Below are 18,811 nucleotides of genomic sequence, written 5' to 3'. Positions count from 1 at the left end.
TGGAACAAGCGCCGGCCTCACCGACAGGCGGCCCGCGCCTCCAGCCAGGCCAGCGCGGCCGGGACATCCGCGACCACCTCGCCGCCGGCAAGAGCCGGCCGGCGCACCATGATCACCGGCAGGCCGAGACGGCGGGCGGCGAGCAGCTTCGCCTCGCCGAAGGGGCCGCCGCTGTTCTTGGTCACCAGATGAGTCGCGCCGTGCTGCTCCAGCAAGGCGGCTTCCGCGTCGATATCCCTGGAAGGGCGAGCCAGCAGCAGCCGGCCCGGCGGCAGTGCAGTTTCCGGCTCCGGCGGGTCGATCATCCGCGTCAAACAGTCGAGATCGCGGCGCGTTGCGAAGCGCGAGATCTCCTTGCGACCGACGGCGAGGAACGGACGGGCGCCCTGGGGCAGGAGTGCCGCCGCCGCGTCCAGATCGGCAACCTCCTGCCAGTTATCGCCCGGCCCGGCCTGCCAGGCCGGGCGCTCCAGCCGCAACAGGGGAAGGCCAACTGCTTGCGAGGCGGCGACAGCATTGGCGGAGATGCGCGCCGCGAAGGGATGGGTGGCGTCGATCACCGCGGCAATGCCCTCGCCCCGCAGCCACTCTTCCAGCCCCAGCACCCCGCCAAAGCCGCCGATGCGCACGCGGCCCGGATAGGCCTGTGGCCGCTCGACGGCGCCGGCCAGCGAGGCGGTGACCGCAAATCGCGGATCATCGGCAAGCCGGCCGGTCAGCGCCCGCGCCTCGCCGGTGCCGGCCAGCAGCAGGACGGGAAGCGGCGCGCTCACGCGGGACCTTCCGCATCGAACGGGCGATGGGCAACGACGGCGCCGGCCCGGTCGACCACCAGCACCTCGACATCGACCGGCGCATCGCGCAGTACGGCACGGGCGGCGGCATGGGCGCCGCGCGCCACCTCGGCGGCGACATCGATGCCGGCGGCTTCGGCGCGGTCGAGCACCTCCTTGGCGGTGTTGGCGCCCCGCGCCGCCTCGACGATCTCGCTTGGGGCCCCTGCCCGCTCCAGCAGCAGGGCGAGCGCTGCGAAATCCACTTGGCTGCGCGCCGAATGCAGGTCGAGCGCTCCCTGCGCCAGCTTGACGAATTTGGCGAAGCCGCCGGCCAGCGTCAGCTTCGGCACCGGATGGGCCCGCAGATACTTGAGCAGTCCGCCGGCGAAGTCGCCCATGTCGAGATAGGCCGTCTCGGGCAGGTCGTGGCGCGCCTTCACCGCATCCTCGGAGGTCGAGCCGGTGGCGCCGACCACATGCGGCAGGCCGGCGGCGCGCGCCACATCGACGCCGCGATGGATCGAGGCGATCCAGGCGGCGCAGGAAAACGGGCGGACGATGCCCGTGGTACCGAGCACCGACAGGCCGCCGAGGATGCCGAGGCGCGGGTTCATGGTGCGCTGCGCCAGCGCCTCGCCGCCGGGGATCGAGATCTCCACCTCGACATCGCCGCTCGCGCCGAAGCGGGCGGCCACCTCGGCAATGGCGCCGGCGATCATGGCGCGCGGCACCGGGTTGATCGCGGGTTCTCCGGGCGGGATCGGCAGGCCGGCCAGCGTCACCGTCCCGACGCCCTCGCCGGCGCGGAACAGAACCCCGGATCCGGCCGGCGCGAGGCGCACGCTGGCGATCACCGTCGCACCATGAGTGACGTCCGGATCGTCGCCCGCGTCCTTGACAATGCCGGCGCGGGCAAAGCCCTCGCCCAACTCCTCCAGCGCCAGCGCGAAGGCGGGTCGCTCGCCTTTCGGCAGCGTCACCTCGACGGGATCGGGAAACGCGCCGGTCAGCAAGGCCTGATAGGCGGCCTTGGCGGCGGCGGTCGCACAGGTTCCGGTGGTCCAGCCCCGGCGAAGCGCGGATGTTTCCTTGCGGCTCATGCGCCGGACTATAGGGGCGGGCGCGGCAAGGTCGCAATTGCTATGGACGCCGACGCCAACCGACCTTGGCGCGGCGGCCGCAGCGGCGTAGAAATGATCGGAATGTCAAACGCGAACCGCCCGGACCAGGCTGCCGACACGGCCGCTCCCCGCCCCGCCGCCGCCCCCGAGACCCCGCTCGGCGGGCTGTTGCCGCGCGGCGTCCGCCTTCCCGACTTCGCCCCCGGCTCGGTGTGGCTGGCCGGCGCCGGGCCGGGCGATCCCGGCCTGTTGACGCTGCATGTGCTCAACGGCCTCGCCCAGGCCGACGTCATCGTCCATGACGCGCTGGTCGACGCCTCGATCCTCGATCTCGCGCGGCCCGACGCGATCATCGACTATGCCGGCAAGCGCGGCGGCAAGCCGAGCCCGAAGCAGCGCGACATCTCGCTGAAGCTGGTCGACTATGCAAGGGCCGGCAAGCGGGTGCTGCGGCTGAAGGGCGGCGACCCGTTCGTCTTCGGCCGCGGCGGCGAGGAAGCGCTGACGCTGGTCGCGCATGGCGTGCCGTTCCGCATCATTCCCGGCGTGACGGCCGGCATCGGCGGGCTGGCCTATGCCGGCATTCCCGCGACCCATCGCGACACCAACCAGACCGTCACCTTCCTGACCGGCCACGACCAGACCGGCCTGACGCCTTCGGCCATCGACTGGGACGCGGTGGCGCGCGGCGCGCCGGTCATCGTCATGTATATGGCGATGAAGCATCTCGACCTGATCGTCTCCAAGCTGCTGGCCGGCGGGCGCCGGGGCGAGGAGCCGGTCGCCATCGTCTGCAATGCCTCGCTGCCCGACCAGACCGTGCTGGAGACGACGCTGGCGCGCGCCTCCGCCGAGGCCGAGGCCGCGAAGCTGGAGCCGCCGGCCATCGTCGTCGTGGGCGAGGTGGTGCGGCTGCGCGCCGGGCTCGACTGGCTCGGCGCGGCCGCCGGGCGCAAGCTCGACCCGAACCCGCTGGGCCTGCGCGAGGCGGCCACGGCACGGCCGGCGAGCGGCGGCTGACCATGACCGCCGAAATCAGGGCAGGCGAATCCAGGGCAGGCAGCGGCCTCGTCATTGCCGCACCGGCGTCGGGCAGCGGCAAGACCACCCTGACGCTCGCCCTGCTCAAAGCCTTCCGCAAGGCCGGCATCCGCGTCGCCAGCGCCAAGACCGGGCCGGACTATATCGATCCCGCCTTCCATGCGGCGGCGAGCGGACGGCCCTGCGTCAATCTCGATCCCTTCGCCATGCGCGGCGACCTCGTCGAGACGCTCGCCGCGCGTCAGGCGGAAGATGCGGATCTGCTGCTGGTCGAGGGTGTGATGGGCCTTTACGACGGCGCGGCCGACGGCAGCGGCTCGACCGCCGATCTTGCCGCTCGGCTGGGGCTGCCGGTGGTTCTGGTGGTCGATGCGGGGAAACAGTCGCAGTCGGTCGCCGCGCTGGTGCGGGGCTTTCGCGACCACCGCGCGGACGTGACCGTCGCCGGCGTGATCCTCAACCGGGTCGGCAGCCCGCGCCACGCCGAGATGCTGCGTTCGGCGCTTGCCGGCATCGGCATGCCGGTGCTCGGCGCGGTGCCGCGCGATGCCGGGCTCGACCTGCCGGAACGCCATCTCGGGCTGGTGCAGGCGGGAGAACATGGCGATCTCGCCGCGTTTCTCGATCACGCGGCCACCCGCGTCGCCGAGAGCTGCGACCTCGACGCGATCCACGCGCTGGCGCTTCCGCTGACCCGCAGCGGCGCGGCGGCAACGCTGCCGCCGCCCGGCCAGCGCGTCGCGATTGCCCGCGATATCGCCTTCGCCTTCGCCTATCCGCATCTCCTGACAGGCTGGCAGGCGCAGGGCGCCGAGCTGTCGTTCTTCTCGCCGCTCGCCGACGAGGCGCCGGATGCGCAGTGCGACGCGGTCTATCTGCCCGGCGGCTATCCGGAGCTGCATGCCGGCCGGATCGCGGCGGCCGGCAGCTTCAGGGCCGGCCTGCATGCAGCGGCGGCGCGCGGCGCGCTGATCTATGGCGAATGCGGCGGCTACATGGTGCTGGGCGACGAGTTGACGGACACTGACGGAACCCGCCACCCGATGCTGGGCCTGCTGCCGCTGGAGACGAGCTTTGCAACGCGCAGGCGCCAGCTCGGCTATCGGCGGCTCTTCGCCTTTGCCGGCGCGCCGTGGCAGGGACAGCTTGCGGGGCACGAATTCCACTACGCGACCATCGTGCAGGAAGGCCAGGCGGAGCGGCTGTTCCAGGCACGGGATGCGCTTGGAGCGCTGGTCGGCGATGTCGGCCTGCGCGTCGGCCGCGTCTCGGGTTCGTTCATTCACCTGATCGATCGCGCCTGACGGCGTGACGCCCGGTCAGGCGGACGACACTGCGGCCTTCGCCTTTTTCTTCTTCGGCCGCAGCACATGGACGTGATCGGCGTGATAGAGCGCGCTGTCGCGGAAGTCCTCGGCCGGCTGCAGTGCCCGGCCGACGAAGATCAGCGCGGTGCGGGTGATCTTCGCCTCGCGCACCTTGTCGCGAATGTCGGTGAGCGTGCCGTGGATGAAGCTCTGGTCCGGCCAGCCGACCCGGTAGGCGACGACGACCGGGCAGTCGGCACCATAGAGCGGAACGAGCTGGCGCTCGATCTCGCGCAGGTTCCGGATCGAGAGGTGGATCGCCAGCGTCGCGCCGCTCCTGCCGAGCGTCTCCAGATCCTCGCCCTTCGGCATGTCGGAGGACTTCATCGTCGTGCGGGTGAGGATCACCGTCTGCGCGATCTCCGGCACGGTCAGTTCCTGGCCGAGCGCGGCGGCGGCGGCGGCAAAGGCCGGCACGCCGGGCGTCACGTCGAAGGGAATGTCCTTCTCCTTCAGCCGGCGGATCTGCTCGGCAATCGCGCCATAGAGCGAAGGGTCGCCGGAATGGACGCGCGCCACGTCCTCGCCGCGCGCATGCGCCGCCTCGATCTCCGCCATGATCTCGTCGAGGGTCATCGGCGCGGTGTCGATCACGCGCGCGCCCTCGGGCGCGGCCGCCACGATGGCCTCGGGCACCAGCGAACCGGCGTAAAGACAGACGGGGCAAGCCGCGATCAGCTTCAGTCCGCGAACGGTGATGAGGTCGGGATCGCCGGGCCCGGCGCCGATGAAGTGGACGGTCACAGCTTTTCCTCGATGCGCTTGGCGTAGCCGCGGGGGGTGTAGACGAAGGGCCGGCCCGATCCGGTCATGACGGCGCGCGAGGCGGACGAGCCGACCAGCACGGTGGTCAGCATGTCGACATCGTCGACGCGGAGCTCGCCGAGCGTCGTCACGGTCAGCGTCTCGCCCTCGCGGCCGAGATTGTAGCCGAGCACCACCGGCGTATCGGCCGGGCGGGCGGCGAGCAGGATCTCGCGTGCCTCGGCCAACTGGGTGCGGCGGCGCTTCGACACGGGATTGTAGAAGGCGATGACGAAATCGCCGGCGGCGGCGGCCTTCAGCCGCTGCTCGATCGCCTGCCACGGGGTCAGGAGGTCCGACAGGGAGATGGTGCAGAAGTCATGGCCGAGCACCGCGCCAATGCGCGCGGAAGCTGCCTGCAGCGCCGAGATGCCGGGGGCGTTGACCACCTCGACGCGTTTTGCCGCATCCGAGACGCCGCCCTCCGTGGTGTCGCGGTGCAGCAGTTCGTAGACCAGCGCGCCCATCGCATAGATGCCGGCATCGCCCGAGGAGACCAGCGCCACCGAGCGCCCCTCGCCGGCGCGCTCCAGCGCGAAGCGGACGCGCTCCTCCTCCGCGCCGAGCGGGAAGGCATGGCGCGGCTTGCCCTGGATCAGCGGCGCGACGATGTCGAGATAGAGCGAATAACCGACCGCCTCGTCGGCATCGGCGAGCAGGTGCGAGGCTTCCGGCGTGCGCCAGTCGTCGCGGCCGGGGCCGATGCCGATCACCGCAAGACGGCCGCGCGGGCGGCCGACCTCCGCCGGGTTGACCGGCTCCGGCGCAAGGGCGACGGCGACGGTGGCATTGGCGGTCTTGCGCTTCTCGATGAGCAGCGACCCTTCCGCCCCGGTCGCGGCCAGCGCCGCGCCCTCCGCCACGCCGTGGCAGCCGACCTCGGCGAAGACGACGTCCGACGGGTTGGCAAGGCGCGGTGTCTCCTGCTCCAGCCGGGCGGCGGGAAAGACGCGCAGCGGCACGCCGAGCTGGCCGGCGAGCGCGTTGACCGCGGCCTCGTCCGCCTTGAGATCGAGGGTCGCGACAAGCGCCACCGCCCCTTCGGCAAGGCCGGCACTGCTTAGCGCCTCACGCACCAGCGAGGTGAGTTCCTCCGCCGGGCAGCCCCTGGCGCAGCCGACGCCGACGACGAGGCGGCGCGGGTGATAGACGAGCCGGTCGGCACCGGGCGCGATGGCCTCGACGCTGGCGACGATTTCCATTTCCGCCGTGTCCGCCAGCGGCAGGCGCGAGCGGGTGATCCAGGGGGCCTCGCCCGTGAGACGGACGGGCTCGCCGGCCAGCAGGCGGGCCATGACGCCCTTGGCATCCTGCGGATTGGCGAGCCACCAGCCCTTGGGCGGCGAATCGAGCGCAACGCCCAGCGCCGTGTCGCCCTGCGTCGTCACCGCCGCATGGCCGCCCAGCGCCTCCGCCACCTGGCGGGCGAGCGAATTGGCGCCGCGATGGCCGCCGAGCAGCGGCACGACGCTGGCCCCGTCCTCCGAGACGGCGAGAACCGGCGGCTCGGACCGCTTGTCCTCGATCACGGCGGCCAGCGCGCGGATCAGGATGCCGGAAGCGCAAACGCCGACGATGGGGGTGCCGGCCTGATAGAGCGCGCGGATATGGTTCAGCGTCTCGGCGAAGGACACGTCGAGACCGGGCACCCGGTGGGCGAGCCCGTGCAGCATGGCGCCCGGAAGCGCGGCCGCGATGCGGCGCGCGACAGGCTCCGCCGCCGGCGTCAGGACGAGGATTGCGGCGGTAGCATCCACGCTTCGTCTCCCTTGTAGATCAGGATCATCGAGAAATAGGGGGCGGCGGCGTCCGTCACCTCGGCAAGGGGCATCGCCTTTTCTGCCGGAAGCGTCGCCCGCTCCACATAGCCTGCATGATCGATGAGGCCCAGCCCCTCGATCAACCGGCGCAGGCGCGGCAGGTGGCGCCCGACCTTCATGATGGCGATGGCGCCGGCCGCCTCGATCCGCGCGGCGATCTCCTCGTCCGGCAGCGGTCCGGGAATGACGGTGAGGACATCGTTGCGCGCGGTGAGCGGCCGGGCAAGGCGGGCGGCGCAGGCGGTGAGCGAGGTCACGCCCGGCACGATCTCGCAGGGAAAGCGCCGCGACAGCCGCTCGAACAGATACATGAAGGAGCCATAGAAGAACGGGTCGCCCTCGCACAGCGTCACCACATCCGTACCGGAGGCGAGGACTTCGCCGATCTCCTCGGCCGCGCGGGTGTAGACGGCCTGTGCCGGGAAGCGCGCAACGCGCATCGGCACGACAATCGGGATTTCCCGGGCGGACGGCGGAATAATCGCCGCGGCGATGGAGCGGGCAAAGCTCTCGCCGTCGTCCGGCGCCGGATAGGCGACGACCTGCGCGCCCGAGATCAGCCGGTGCGCCTTCACCGTCATCAGGTCCGGATCGCCGGGGCCGAGGCCAACGCCGTAAAGGGTTCCAGCAGTCATGGGACGATCAGGCTCCACTGGGTCACCGGCATCAGCGGGCGCCATCCGGTCATGCCGCCGACGGCACCGGCGCGCGACACCGCGATGCGCACCAGCTCGCCGCCATGGCGGGCATGGGCGGCAAGAAGGATCGCCTCGCTTTCCAGCGTCACCGCATTGGCGACCAGCCGGCCGCCGGGCCGCAGCGCTGCGAGCGCCGCCTCCAGCGTGCCGGGCGCGGTGAGGCCGCCGCCGAGAAAGATCGCGTCGGGCGCCGGCAAGCCGTCGAGGCCTTGCGGCGCGGCATCGGGGCGAAGGTCGAGATGCGGCACGCCGAGGGCCGCCGCATTCGCCCGTGCGGTGGCGCGGCGGGTATCGTCCGGCTCCAGTGCGATGGCGCGGCTGCGGGGAGCGGCGCGCAGCCATTCGATGGCGACCGCGCCCGAGCCCGCGCCGATATCCCACAACAGGGCACCGGGCATGGGCGCAAGGCGGGCGAGCGTGACCGCGCGGACCTCCCGCTTGGTGATCTTGCCGTCATGGCGGAAGGCATCGTCCGGCAGGCCGGGAAGGCGCGGGCGCAGCGGCGTGTCGCGCACCGCGACCGCCTCGAGCGCCACCACATTGAGGGCCGCGACCTCACCGCGCCAGCCCTCGGCGCTGCCCGAGAGAACCCGCTCGGCCGGTCCGCCGAGATGCTCCAGCACGGTCAGCCGGCTGGCGCCATAGCCCTCGTCGACGAGCAGGTCGGCGATCTCTTCCGCCGCGCCGGCACCGGACGTCAGGCAGAGGAGCCTGGCGCCGGGATAAAGAACTGCGCGCAGCAGATCGAGCGGGCGGCCGTGCAGCGACAGGGTCTCGACGTCCTGCAACGGCCAGCCGAGCCGTGCGGCGGCAAGCGACAGGGACGAGGGTGCCGGCAGGACAAGCATTTCGTCGTGCGGAACGGAGCGCGCGAGCGTCGAGCCGATGCCGAACCACATGGGATCGCCGCTCGCCAGCACCGCGACGGGCTTGCCGCGCGCGGCCAGCAGCGCGTCCAGCCCTTCGTGAAACGGGCTCGGCCAGGTCTCGACCTTGATCCCGAGCGGGGCAACGAGGTCGCCATGGCGGGCACCGCCGAAGACGCGTTTAGCCTCCAGCAGAGCTTGCCGGGCAATCGGGGACAACCCGTCGATACCATCCTCGCCGAGGCCGATCACGGTGAGCCAGGGGGCGGGTCGTACCGTGTCCTTGTCGCTCACGCGGTCCCCTCCTCCGGCACGCCGGCGGCCAGCGCGTTGAGGGCGGCGGCGGCGATGGCCGAGCCGCCGCGCCGGCCGCGCAGCACCAGGCAGGGAATATCGAGCGGGCTTTCCAGCAGCGCCTCCTTCGATTCCGCCGCGCCGACGAAGCCGACCGGAAAGCCGAGGATCGCGGCCGGGCGCGGAAAGCCCTCGGCGATCCGCTCCAGCAGATGAAACAGCGCGGTCGGGGCGTTGCCGACGACGACGACGGCGCCCTCCAGCCGGTCGCGCCACAGGTCGACGGCCGCGGCCGAGCGGGTGGTGCCGAGACGGCGGGCAAGGCCGGGCACGGGCGGCTCGTTGAGCGTGCAGACGAGATCGTTGCAGGCCGGCAGGCGGGCGCGGATCACCCCCTCGCAGACCATGCGCACATCGGCAAAGACCGGCGCACCGGCGGCAAGCGCCTCGCCGACCGCCGCCGCGACATCGCCGCGCCAGGCAAGATCGGCCACCACCTCCGGCATGCCGCAGGCATGGACGATGCGGATCGCAGCCGGGTGCAGCGCTTCGGGCAGGGCGGAAAGGTCGGCCTCCTCGCGCACGATGGCAAAGGAGCGGCGATAGATTTCCGCAGGATCGCGCTCGTAGTCGTAGCGCCCGCCGCTCACGCCCCACACCTCATGTGGTCCGCTTCCTCATCGACTTTGGCCCCAGCGGATGGTCCGCATGGGGATAGGGCGGATGGTGATGGTCGTGATCGTGGCCGTGACCATGGTGGTGGTGATGGCCGTGGTGGTGGTGGTGGTGCCCATGATCATGGTCATGGTCATGATGATGATGGCCGTGATCATGATGATGGTGGTCGTGATGGCCATGGTCATGGTCGTGATGGTGGGAGTGATGGCTCGCGGCCTGCGCCTCGCAGGCGCCGGTGCACACGTCCTCGCATAGCTTGCACTCGGCGTCGGCGCCGAGCCCCTCGACATGGTGGTGGTGGCTTTCCTGCGGCCGCCCGACATCGGCCTCGAAGCCGAGCACCTGCTCCCGATACTTGCACATCTGGCAGTTCATCAGGTTGGCGCCCTGCAGGATCTCGGTGACCCGGTCGGCCATCGTGTCGATGACCTGGGGATGGTCGTTGAGATAGCCGGCCTTGACGAACTCGATATCCGGATGGCGCTCCGCCACCTCGTCGGCGGTGTTGTAGATGCGGCTGACGAGAACGCCGGAGAACAGGAAATACGGGAAGACGACGACGCGGCGATAGCCGAGCTTCGCCGCGTGCTCGAGGCCGGGCTCGACAAGCGGAAAGGTGACGCCGGAATAGCACGTTTCGGCCCAGCCGAAGCCGAAGCCCTCCCACAGCATGCGGGTAACCTTGGAGACATTGGAGTTGGCGTCGGGATCGGAGGCGCCGCGCCCCACGACCATCAGCAGGGTCTCGTGCAGCGGCACGTCGTCGCCTGCCTTTTCCAGCGCCTCGCGGATGCGGTCGCCGGCGGCGCGGATCATCCTGGTGTCGATGGCGAGCTCACGGCCATAGGTGATCGTCACGCCGTCATGCTGCGCCTGATAGGTGTTGAGAACGGACGGGATGTCGTTCTTGGCATGGCCGGCGGCAAACAGCATGCCCGGCACGGCAAGGATGCGGGTGCAGCCCTGCTCGCGCAGCCGGTCGAGACCGTCCTTGATCACCGGATTGGCAAACTCGAGATAGCCGTATTCCACCGGCCAGCCGGGAAAGCGGGCCTTCAGCCGCTCGGCGAGCTGGGCGAATTCGCGCACCGCGCCGCGATTGCGGCTGCCATGGCCGCAGATCATCAGGCCCAGCTTCTCGCCCGTCGCAGTCATCGCATCGGCCATCATGCCTCTCCCCGGTCGCAACGCAGGGGACGCTCGGCCAAAACGGCGGCGAAGACAAATTCCGGTTTCATCTCAAAAGCTCCCTCTTGGCCACACGCCCGCATGGCAAGCCGGACGGGTCCGGCGCGGCGGCACCGGGAGAGAGCAAAGCGGCCGGATACAGGACAGGGCTCCCGCACGACCATGTGCCGCGCCGGACCGCATACCGTTCGGACAGCTCCGGACTGGACCCCCGATGTGGGTCGGTCGCCACCGGACTCGCTTTCAGTCCCTCCAGGGACGCCGTCATTGGCCGGGCACGCTAGTGGAGCCTTGCGCCCCCCGCAAGGGCCAAATACGGCAGCCGCTGTCGGCAAGGCGGCGGAACCCGGCGCCGTGCCGGAAACCGGTTCTTCACCGCTTGGTGATACAGCGGAGGGCACCACCAGAGGGGGAGACGACCGACCATGACCGACACCGCGTCCGCCAGTGCGCTTGGAGCTGCCATGGCCACGGCCGACCGCACGCCGGCCGGCCTGACGCTGGCGCGGCTGGACGGGCTGGACCTGCCGCCCGCGCCGATCAATCCGGACTGGGTGCTGGACGGCGACCCGCAGGCGCGTGCCGTCCAGATCGCGCGCGGAGAGGACCGCTATGCCACCCTGTCGGTCTGGGACTGCACGGGGGGCCGCTTCAACTGGTATTTCGGCTGCGACGAGGCGGTCTACGTCCTGGAAGGAGCGGTCACGGTGACCGGACCGGACGGCGAGGTGCGCAAGCTGACGGCCGGCGACACTGCTTATTTCCCCGCCTTCACCTGGTTCGAATGGCAGGTGCATGGCTATGTCCGCAAGATCGCTTTCTGCCACGACGTGGTGCCGCCGGTGGCGCGCCTGCCGCTGCGGATCTATGGCCGTCTGTCGCGGATCATGGCGCGGCTGGCGGCGGCGGTCTTCGGCGCCCCCCGGACGCAGGCACGACCCGCTTCTTGAGCACGCGCGTACCGGTTTCCATTGTTCGCGCTATGGTCTAGCCTGCCGGAAAACATCCGGGAGGCTTACGCCCATGTCCATGATCTCGCTGGTTCTGACGGCGATCGCCGACGATCGCCCAGGCCTTGTCGAACGGCTGTCAGACGTCATCGCCGCCCATGGCGGCAACTGGATCGAGAGCTCGATGGCACGGCTCGCCGGCACGTTCGCCGGCATTGTCCGGGTCGAAGTGCCGCAGGAGCGGATCGAGGCGCTGGAACAGGCGCTCGCCGGCCTGTCCGCCGCGGGCATCGCCACGACGCTGAAGCGCAGCGAAACCAGCCGCGAAACCCATGGCCAGGCGGCCCGGATGACCGTCATCTGCCAGGACCATCCGGGGATCGTGCATGCGCTGGCCGCCGTGCTGGCGGCCAAGGGCGTCAGCATCACCGCGCTGGAGACGGAGGTTTCCGCCGGCTCGATGAGCGGCGAACGCATGTTCCGCGCGCAGGTGGACGTGGTGCTGCCGGTGGACCTTGCCGCCGGCGACCTCTCGGCGGCGCTGGAGACCCTTGCCGGCGACCTGATGGCCGAAATCGACTTCAGCGATACGGTCTGACGCAGCAGGTTCCGGGCCGTCAGGCCGGATCGATCGCCACCATGTGATTGTCCCAGGACGTGCCGGCGAGGGAGGCCAGCAGCGTCGGCGCACCGGCGCGGTCGCCGCTCTCGCTGAGGCCGCCCTGCCCGTCCGAAATCAGGAAGCCGTCGCGATCCAGTTCCGCAAGGCCGCAGGCATCGGCGCGCTGCTGGCTGGACAGGAACGCGCCATCACGCGCGGAAAAATACAGGACAAGGCCGGCACGCGGGCAGGACGCGGCGACAACCTCGCTGTCCCGGCTCATGGCGAGCGAGCCGACATAGTTGGCAAGGCGGCCGCGCAGCGCATCCGGCACATCATGCAGGCGCAGGCGGCCGTCCTCCAGATCGAGGGAGGCCATCAGCGGCGGCGTTTCCTCAAGACCGCCTTCATATTGCGCCCCGATCCAGACCTTGCCGGCGCCGGTCACCGCCATGTGGCGCAGCGACAGCTTGTGCAGGCCGGGAGGCAGGTCGGCGACGCCGCGCACCGTGCCGCTGTCGCGGTCGATCACGGTGACGTTGGGGCACATCGTCTCCAGGTTGAGCTTGCGGCGCCCGGTGTCGGGATGGGTCTCGATGCCGCCATTGGCAACGACGAGACTGCGCCCGTCGGGCAGCGGCAGGATGTCGTGCGGGCCGATGCCGCCGGACCAGAACTCGCCGACCCGCTGCGGCCGCGTGCCGCTGACATCATAGACGCCGATCACGCCGCGATTGCCGAGATAGTCGTTCTCCGTCGCATAGGCGAGCCGGCCATCGGGCGAAAAGGCGCCATGGCCATAGAAATGCCGGCCCGGCACTGCCTCGAAGACCACAGGCGGGCGCGTGCCCGCCGCATCGAACAGGACCGCGAAAGTGCCCGGACGGCGGGCGAAGGCAAGGCAGCGTCCGCTCGCGGGACAGACCGCAATATCGTGGCCCCGGCCGGGCAGCGGGATCACCTGCCGATCGGTGCCGTCGAGCCCGGTGACGACGATGCTGTGGCGGCCATCCGCCCCGCGCCGGGCGGCGGCAAACAGCGGGTCCTCGGACGGAACAGGCTCGCCCGCCCGCCCCGGTCGGTGTCCGAAGGCAAGGGCGGCCAGCGCCGCCCCGCCGCCAACCAGCAGGGAGCGCCTGTCAATCGCCGTCCAGAGCATTGAAGCCTCCGCGAAAGTCCAGATGACCGGCGAGTTCCCCGGACAGCATGGTGCGCAGGCCGGTCAGCACGGTCAGAACATAGGCGAGCCGGCCGCGCGCCGTCTCGTCGGCCAGCGCCGCCTCCAGGTCGGCGGGCAGCGCCGCCAGCGCCTTCGACGCATTGTCGCGCTCGAAGCGCAGGGCATTGCCGATCCAGACGGTTTCGGCCGCGCCATCGGCATAGCCCGCAGCCACCACGGCCCGGAACAGACCGTCGATCGCCCCCGTCAGATAGGCTGCGCCATTGCGCGAACGGGAAAACGGCACCCGCGCCACACCGGCGGCCGAGCCCTGCTCGCCGACCATCGGCACCAGCATCTGATCGCGGATCAGCTCCAGCGAGGTCATCACCGCGTTGAAGACGAAGCCGGCCGCCTCCTTGTGGGTCCGCGCCAGGGCGTTGTCCGGACCGGGAGCGAGCAGCAACGCGGTCTGGCCGGAGGGCGTTTCGAACGCCGCCCGCAGCTCGCGGGCGGTCGCGCCGAGCCGCTCGGAAAGGCTTGCCGCATAGGCACAGCGATAGGCCCCCTCCTCGCCGCGATCGGCCAGCACGATCTTGCCGTCCTTGTCGAAGGCCACCCATTCCAGCGCCGTCAGCCCCTGCAGCGCGACGCTCTTCTCGCGCAGGCGCGCGGCGTCGAGCGTCGTCGGATCGCGCTCGGCAATGAGGCGCGTCACCTGCCGCCGCACGACGCCGCGCCCGTCCGGAATGAAGGCGATGCGCTCCAGGCGATTGTCGTCGGCAAGGGCCCCGGCCCGCAGGACGGTGAGCCGCGCCGCCGCCCCGACGGCCTGGGTAAAGGCCTCCTCGAACGGTTCGGGAGAGCCGCCCGTACAGGCGATCTCGATAGCGGTCGCCAGAGCCGGCATCGTCTGCACCAGGGCGTCGCTCGCCGGGACGGCAAAGCCGGCAACGGCCGCCGGCCAGAAACGGGAATAGTCGAGATCCGCCGCAGCCGACCGCGGGAGCGCGGACACTCCCGCCAGCGCCACGAGGCCGGACAGAACCGCCGACAGCAGCACCCCCCGCCCGCGAGCGGCAAGCCGCCTGCCGGCATCGGCCCCCATGTCCCGCATCGCCGTTTCGCAAGTCGCGCCCGTCATCGTCACGCTCCCGTCCTCATCACCGGCCTTGGCCGGCCGCTGCCCGCTTAAAGAGACTTGAGGAAGCGCAGCAGTGCCTCCCGGTCCTCGCGCTCCAGCGCCGCATAGCCGTCGCGCGCCGCCTGGCCCTCGCCGCCATGCCAGAGGATCGCCTCTTCCAGCGTGCGCGCCCGCCCGTCATGCAGATAGCTCTCCTGGCCAGAGACCACGCCCGTCAGTCCGATACCCCAAAGCGGCGGCGTGCGCCATTCCCGGCCGGTGGCATTGGCAAGCGGCCGGTTGTCCGCCAGTGCCTCCCCCATGTCATGCAGCAGCATGTCCGTATAGGGCCAGATCAACTGGAAGCGGTGGGCTTCGATCTCCGCCTTGCGGGAGGTCACATATTTCGGCCGATGGCAGTTTGCGCAGCCCAGCGCATGGAACAGCGCCTTGCCGGCCAGCACCTGCGGGTCGTCGACATCGCGGCGGTGCGGCACGGCCAGGTTGCGCGCGTAGAAGTCGACCAGTTCCAGAATCGGGTCCGGGGCTTCCGTCGGCCCCAGATTGGCCTGTTCCCCGGTCGGCATCGACCGGCACTCCGTCTGGGCGGCGGTGCAATCGCCATAGGGATCGGGCGCGTCCGGCGTCGAAATGCCGATGTCGCCGGAAAAGGCGCCAGCCGACTGCGCCCGAACGGTGGGCTCCTCCGCCTTCCAGCCGAAACGGCCGAGCACCTTGGCGCCGGTCGCGGCATCGGGAAGCCAACTCGGTCGGCCGGAAATGCCGTCGCCGTCGAGATCGTCCGGATCGGCATTGGCGAGAATGTCGGCCGGGTGGATCGCCTCCAGCAGACCGAGACCGATCATCTGCGGCGCCACGCGCGGCGAGGTCAGAACGTCCGGCGCCATCGGGCCATAGCCGAGGTCGGTCATCCGGTAGTGCGGCACGCGCAGGGTCACCACCGTGCCGTCGCCGAGCGTCACCGGCTTTTCCGTGTAGGAGATGTCCAGGCGCCCCTCGGCGCGCAGGCCAGGCACCGCGTAGTTCTGGAACTGGCCGCCATAGGTCGGCTCCGGGCGCAGCAGCTTGCCGGCCTCGGGCTCCCCCGGCACCGACAGGCGCAGGAACAGCGCCACCGGCTCCTCGCCCTCGCGCGGCGGATGGCCGCGCCCGTCCTTCAGGTGGCAGCCCTGGCAGGAGCGGGCGTTGAACAGCGGGCCGAGACCATCCGAGGCATTGGTCGAGGACGGAGACGACACCCAGAGCTTGCGGAACAGGCCGTTGCCGAGCGCGAAACGCTGCTGCTCCTCGAAGGAGAGGTTGGTGGAGGGAAAGGAAAAGGCGTTGACGTTGATGCGCTTGAGATAGGTGGTCGCGCCGCCGGGCATCGCCTCGAAGGCCTCCGGGGCGGAGAAGTCGTCCGGCTTCGCGGTGACCTTCGCCACCCTGGCCCGGTCGCGCGGGCTGAGATCGTCACGATGGGGCAACTCGTCCGCCCCCGCGCAGACGGGCATGGCAAGGCTCGCGGCCACACACAGGATGGCGGCGACGGAAAGATGTGCTGACGGCATGGATGGATCACATTGCCTGGGTGCCGGATGCCCCGCAATCCGGCCCGTGGGTGGGGGCCGCGGCGGACCCGTGTCCTCCGCCGCGGCCGGTTGGTGACAGTCCGCAGGTCTTACTGGAAAACCGCGCTCGGGTTGTCGAGACTGTCGGAACCCTCGAAGGCGATCTCGTCGAGACCGAGCACGGCGACGGCCCGCTCGATGGCCCGGGTCTGGACGATCAATGCGTCGATCGCAGCCTGGACCACCGCATTGCCCTCCTCGTTGCCCTCGCCGATCATCTGGTCATAGGCCTCCACGGTCTCGGCGCGGCTGCGCAGGACCTCGAAGGCCGCGAGCGAGGCGTCCAGCTTGGCGGTCAGATCATCGGCGACGGCCGCATCCTTGGCCGCGACCAGATCGCGCAAGGACGCGCCTTCGACCGACGTTCCGGCAAAGCCCTCATAGCGGCCGAACCAGACATTGCGGATGCCGATCACATTGTCGTAGTGCGACATGTGGGTGTTGTCGGAGAAGCAGTCGTGCTCCTCCTCGGGATCGTGCAGCATCAGGCCGAGCTTCATGCGCTCGCCGGCCAGTTCGCCATAGGACAGCGAGCCCATGCCGGTGAAGATCGTCGCAAGACCGCCGGCCTCGCCCTTGTCGGCAAGCTCCGCGCGGGCGGCACCGCCCGGCGTCCAGGCATCCGCCATTTCCTTCAGGTCGTCGAGCAGAAGGTCCGTCGCCGCCCGCAGATAGGCGGCGCGACGATCGCAATTGCCGCCGGTGCAGTTGGCCGTGTCGTAGTCGGTGGCCGGACGGTTGCCCGCGCCGGGGCCGGTGCCGTTCAGATCCTGACCCCAGAGCAGGAACTCGATGGCATGATAGCCGGTTGCCACATTGGCCTCGATCTCGCCGACCTCCTGCAACTCCTCGGACAGCAGGGCCGGGGTGATCTCAGTGGCGTCGATCTCGCGGCCGCCGGCAATGATCTTCGGGGTGGCGATGACATTGGCGGTGTAGAAGGCGTTTTCCGGGTTCTCGCTGCCATAGCCGGCATCGACATAGTCGATGAGCCCCTCGTCGAGCGGCCAGGCGTTCACCCTGCCTTCCCAGTCGTCGACGATGGCATTGCCGAAACGGTAGACCTCGGTCTGCTGATAGGGACGGCGGGCGGAGAGCCAGGCCTTGCGGGCGGCAGCCAGCGTCTCGTCGGACGGGCTGGCGATCAGCGCATCGACGGCGGACGACAGAGCCTGCGCGGTGGTCAGCGATTCGGAATAGGCCGCCTGCGCAATGTCGCCATAGGTCTGAAGCACGGCCGCCGCGTCGCCCGCCCGGGCGACACCAGCCGGCAGCAGTGCGATGCTCGCCAGCGCAGCCGCCAGCAACAGGGTCTTTTTCATTTCGGCTTTTCCTCTCTTTCGTCTCATATGCGCGCCGCCACGGCGCACTGGAAAATGTCAGTGCCGGGTCTCCGCCGCCTGATGCGTCGCCACCGGAACGGCACCCCGGCAGGCCAGGCAGGCGGGGCTTGGCAGAACCAGATCGAGCCGGCGGAGCGTGTCGGCGAAATTCGCGGCCGCCTCAAGCGTGGAAGGCAGGCCGCCGGCCACCACCAGTTCCTCGGCGATATTCGCGGCCGCCTCCCGGTCGCCCCGCTGCCAGGACGCAACCAGCGCCACCGCGAGGCACTCATGGGCACAGCGATGCGGGCAGTCATAGGGGAGCAGGGACAGGCCGTATTTCGCCCAGCCGTTCAGCGCCCTGGCGAAACAGGACAGTCCCGTCACCGCCTGGCGGGCCCGGCTCACGCCGAGCCGACCGGCATAGAGCGTCCAGGCCGTTTCCCAGCATTCGATGCTGCCCGTCTGATACCCGGCGAGCCAGCGCCGCAGCCCTTCGACGACAAGCGTCTCCGCCTCGTCCGCGCGCTCCGGCGCGGTCGGGCGGCCTTGCGTATTCACAGTCACGTCAGCCTCCAATCGACGGGGGTAAAGGCCCCGACATCAAAGGGTCCGGCAAGGGTCCAGACCCTGCCGAGCTTCGCAGACCTAATGCTATTATGAGTTTTGTAGTCAAGATAATATTCTTGCAAAATCAATACATTATAATAGATCTAAACTGCAGATGCGCGGGTGAGCCCGCTCCCGATGCGATTCCGCCTTGCGAAACAGGGCGATCGGAACAGATGCGCGGGAGCGCCCGGGGCGCGGATCGACGCCCGCGGCAAACAGCCGCTGAATCTGGTCAGCCAGCGGGGACACCGCTGTGAACCCGGACGGGCTCCGGCAGTCTCACCCCTCCGCCGCCCGGCCGGTCATGCGGCGCAGGAAGCTCCTGAGCGTCTCGGCCTCCGTCTCATCCAGGCCGGCGAGCAGAAGCCGTTCGGCAGCGTCGATGCGCGGGCGCAGCGCGTGAAAATACCTGCGGCCCTCGGCCGTGAGGCGATAGGCCACCCGCCGCCCGTCGCCGGCCACCCCGACCTGCTCCAGCAGCCGGCCGGCAACCAGCGGCTTCAGCGCGGTGGTGAGAACCGAAGGAGCGGTGGACATGGCGGCCGCGACATCGCGATGGGTGACACCGGGATTGCGGTCCACCAGTTCCAGAACCATGAACTGCAACGGCGTCAGCGCCTCGCCGGAAAATGCCTCGGCAAAGGCCTGGTGACCGCGCAGAAAGGCATGGCGCAGCAGGTGGCCGACCAGCCGGTTGAGCAGGCCGTAGTCGAGCTCCCTGCCCGAGGCGGCCTCGTCCCGGCCTCCGCCTGCCGCCATG

At 70.3% G+C, this 18,811-nt stretch carries 18 protein-coding genes; 4 read left to right on the top strand and 14 right to left on the bottom strand.

The window, feature by feature from the left end:
* Positions 1-17 precede the first annotated feature (17 nt).
* Complete coding sequence (locus tag TSB10P1A_RS15890; protein ID WP_186388894.1) at positions 18-773, bottom strand: cobalt-precorrin-6A reductase; 756 nt, start codon at positions 771-773, stop codon at positions 18-20.
* Positions 770-1,876, bottom strand: coding sequence for a cobalt-precorrin-5B (C(1))-methyltransferase (locus TSB10P1A_RS15885; RefSeq protein ID WP_186388893.1), 1,107 nt, complete (start codon positions 1,874-1,876; stop codon positions 770-772). The genes TSB10P1A_RS15890 and TSB10P1A_RS15885 overlap by 4 nt, the downstream gene beginning before the upstream one ends.
* A gap of 102 nt (positions 1,877-1,978) precedes the next feature.
* On the opposite strand from TSB10P1A_RS15885, the gene cobA reads away from it, so the two are divergent.
* Both cobA and TSB10P1A_RS15875 read left to right on the top strand, forming a co-directional pair.
* A complete protein-coding gene (gene cobA, locus TSB10P1A_RS15880; RefSeq protein WP_186388892.1) occupies positions 1,979-2,917 on the top strand; it encodes a uroporphyrinogen-III C-methyltransferase in 939 nt (312 codons plus the stop codon).
* 2 nt (positions 2,918-2,919) lie between these two features.
* A complete protein-coding gene (locus tag TSB10P1A_RS15875) occupies positions 2,920-4,242 on the top strand; it encodes a cobyrinate a,c-diamide synthase (RefSeq protein ID WP_186388891.1) in 1,323 nt (440 codons plus the stop codon).
* Positions 4,243-4,257: 15 nt separating this feature from the next.
* On the opposite strand, the gene cobM is transcribed toward TSB10P1A_RS15875, so the two are convergent.
* From cobM to TSB10P1A_RS15845, 6 genes are read right to left on the bottom strand one after another with little or no spacing between them, the layout of a single operon-like run.
* Entirely contained in the window at positions 4,258-5,049 is a 792-nt protein-coding gene (cobM, locus tag TSB10P1A_RS15870; protein ID WP_186388890.1) for a precorrin-4 C(11)-methyltransferase, read from the bottom strand.
* A complete protein-coding gene (gene cobJ / locus TSB10P1A_RS15865; RefSeq protein WP_244293140.1) occupies positions 5,046-6,866 on the bottom strand; it encodes a precorrin-3B C(17)-methyltransferase in 1,821 nt (606 codons plus the stop codon). Before cobJ ends, cobM begins: the two co-directional genes overlap by 4 nt.
* Positions 6,836-7,564 (bottom strand): precorrin-2 C(20)-methyltransferase, encoded by a 729-nt coding sequence (cobI, locus tag TSB10P1A_RS15860; RefSeq protein ID WP_186388889.1) that lies wholly within the window; start codon positions 7,562-7,564, stop codon positions 6,836-6,838. Before cobI ends, cobJ begins: the two co-directional genes overlap by 31 nt.
* The gene (gene cbiE, locus TSB10P1A_RS15855) at positions 7,561-8,787 is read right to left on the bottom strand and encodes a precorrin-6y C5,15-methyltransferase (decarboxylating) subunit CbiE (protein WP_186388888.1); all 1,227 of its coding nucleotides are present in this window, start codon (positions 8,785-8,787) and stop codon (positions 7,561-7,563) included. The genes cobI and cbiE overlap by 4 nt, the downstream gene beginning before the upstream one ends.
* Positions 8,784-9,437 carry a precorrin-8X methylmutase gene (locus tag TSB10P1A_RS15850; RefSeq protein WP_208987110.1) on the bottom strand — a complete coding sequence of 218 codons (654 nt, stop codon included), beginning with the start codon at positions 9,435-9,437 and terminating at the stop codon, positions 8,784-8,786. The genes cbiE and TSB10P1A_RS15850 overlap by 4 nt, the downstream gene beginning before the upstream one ends.
* Positions 9,438-9,447: 10 nt before the next feature.
* On the bottom strand, positions 9,448-10,632 hold the full coding sequence (locus tag TSB10P1A_RS15845) for a sirohydrochlorin chelatase (protein ID WP_371515134.1): 1,185 nt from the start codon (positions 10,630-10,632) through the stop codon (positions 9,448-9,450).
* 446 nt (positions 10,633-11,078) lie between these two features.
* On the opposite strand from TSB10P1A_RS15845, the gene TSB10P1A_RS15840 reads away from it, so the two are divergent.
* Entirely contained in the window at positions 11,079-11,603 is a 525-nt protein-coding gene (locus tag TSB10P1A_RS15840; RefSeq protein ID WP_186388886.1) for a cupin domain-containing protein, read from the top strand.
* Between the two features lie 73 nt (positions 11,604-11,676).
* Positions 11,677-12,201: a glycine cleavage system protein R gene (locus TSB10P1A_RS15835; protein WP_208984448.1), complete on the top strand. Its 525-nt coding sequence runs from the start codon at positions 11,677-11,679 to the stop codon at positions 12,199-12,201.
* Between the two features lie 19 nt (positions 12,202-12,220).
* Here the strand turns inward: TSB10P1A_RS15835 and TSB10P1A_RS15830 are convergent, their stop codons facing one another.
* The 6 genes from TSB10P1A_RS15830 to TSB10P1A_RS15805 form a co-directional block, all read right to left on the bottom strand.
* A complete protein-coding gene (locus TSB10P1A_RS15830; RefSeq protein WP_186388885.1) occupies positions 12,221-13,363 on the bottom strand; it encodes a DUF1513 domain-containing protein in 1,143 nt (380 codons plus the stop codon).
* Positions 13,344-14,507 carry an imelysin family protein gene (locus tag TSB10P1A_RS15825; RefSeq protein WP_186388884.1) on the bottom strand — a complete coding sequence of 388 codons (1,164 nt, stop codon included), beginning with the start codon at positions 14,505-14,507 and terminating at the stop codon, positions 13,344-13,346. Before TSB10P1A_RS15825 ends, TSB10P1A_RS15830 begins: the two co-directional genes overlap by 20 nt.
* A 47-nt stretch (positions 14,508-14,554) precedes the next feature.
* Positions 14,555-16,057, bottom strand: a complete 1,503-nt coding sequence (locus TSB10P1A_RS15820) for a di-heme oxidoredictase family protein (RefSeq protein WP_186388883.1) — start codon at positions 16,055-16,057, stop codon at positions 14,555-14,557.
* A 110-nt stretch (positions 16,058-16,167) separates the two neighbouring features.
* Positions 16,168-17,439 carry an imelysin family protein gene (locus TSB10P1A_RS15815; protein ID WP_186388882.1) on the bottom strand — a complete coding sequence of 424 codons (1,272 nt, stop codon included), beginning with the start codon at positions 17,437-17,439 and terminating at the stop codon, positions 16,168-16,170.
* 57 nt (positions 17,440-17,496) lie between these two features.
* On the bottom strand, positions 17,497-18,006 hold the full coding sequence (locus TSB10P1A_RS15810) for a hypothetical protein (protein WP_186388881.1): 510 nt from the start codon (positions 18,004-18,006) through the stop codon (positions 17,497-17,499).
* Between the two features lie 324 nt (positions 18,007-18,330).
* Positions 18,331-18,810 (bottom strand): MarR family winged helix-turn-helix transcriptional regulator, encoded by a 480-nt coding sequence (locus tag TSB10P1A_RS15805; protein ID WP_186388880.1) that lies wholly within the window; start codon positions 18,808-18,810, stop codon positions 18,331-18,333.
* Position 18,811: the final 1 nt, after the last annotated feature.

Origin of the sequence: Stappia sp. TSB10P1A (genome assembly GCF_900185725.1) — a bacterium.
Classification (GTDB): Bacteria; Pseudomonadota; Alphaproteobacteria; order Rhizobiales; family Stappiaceae; genus Stappia.
The sequence above is the reverse complement of the archived record's forward strand: the minus strand, read 5'-3'. Positions and strand labels throughout refer to the sequence as shown.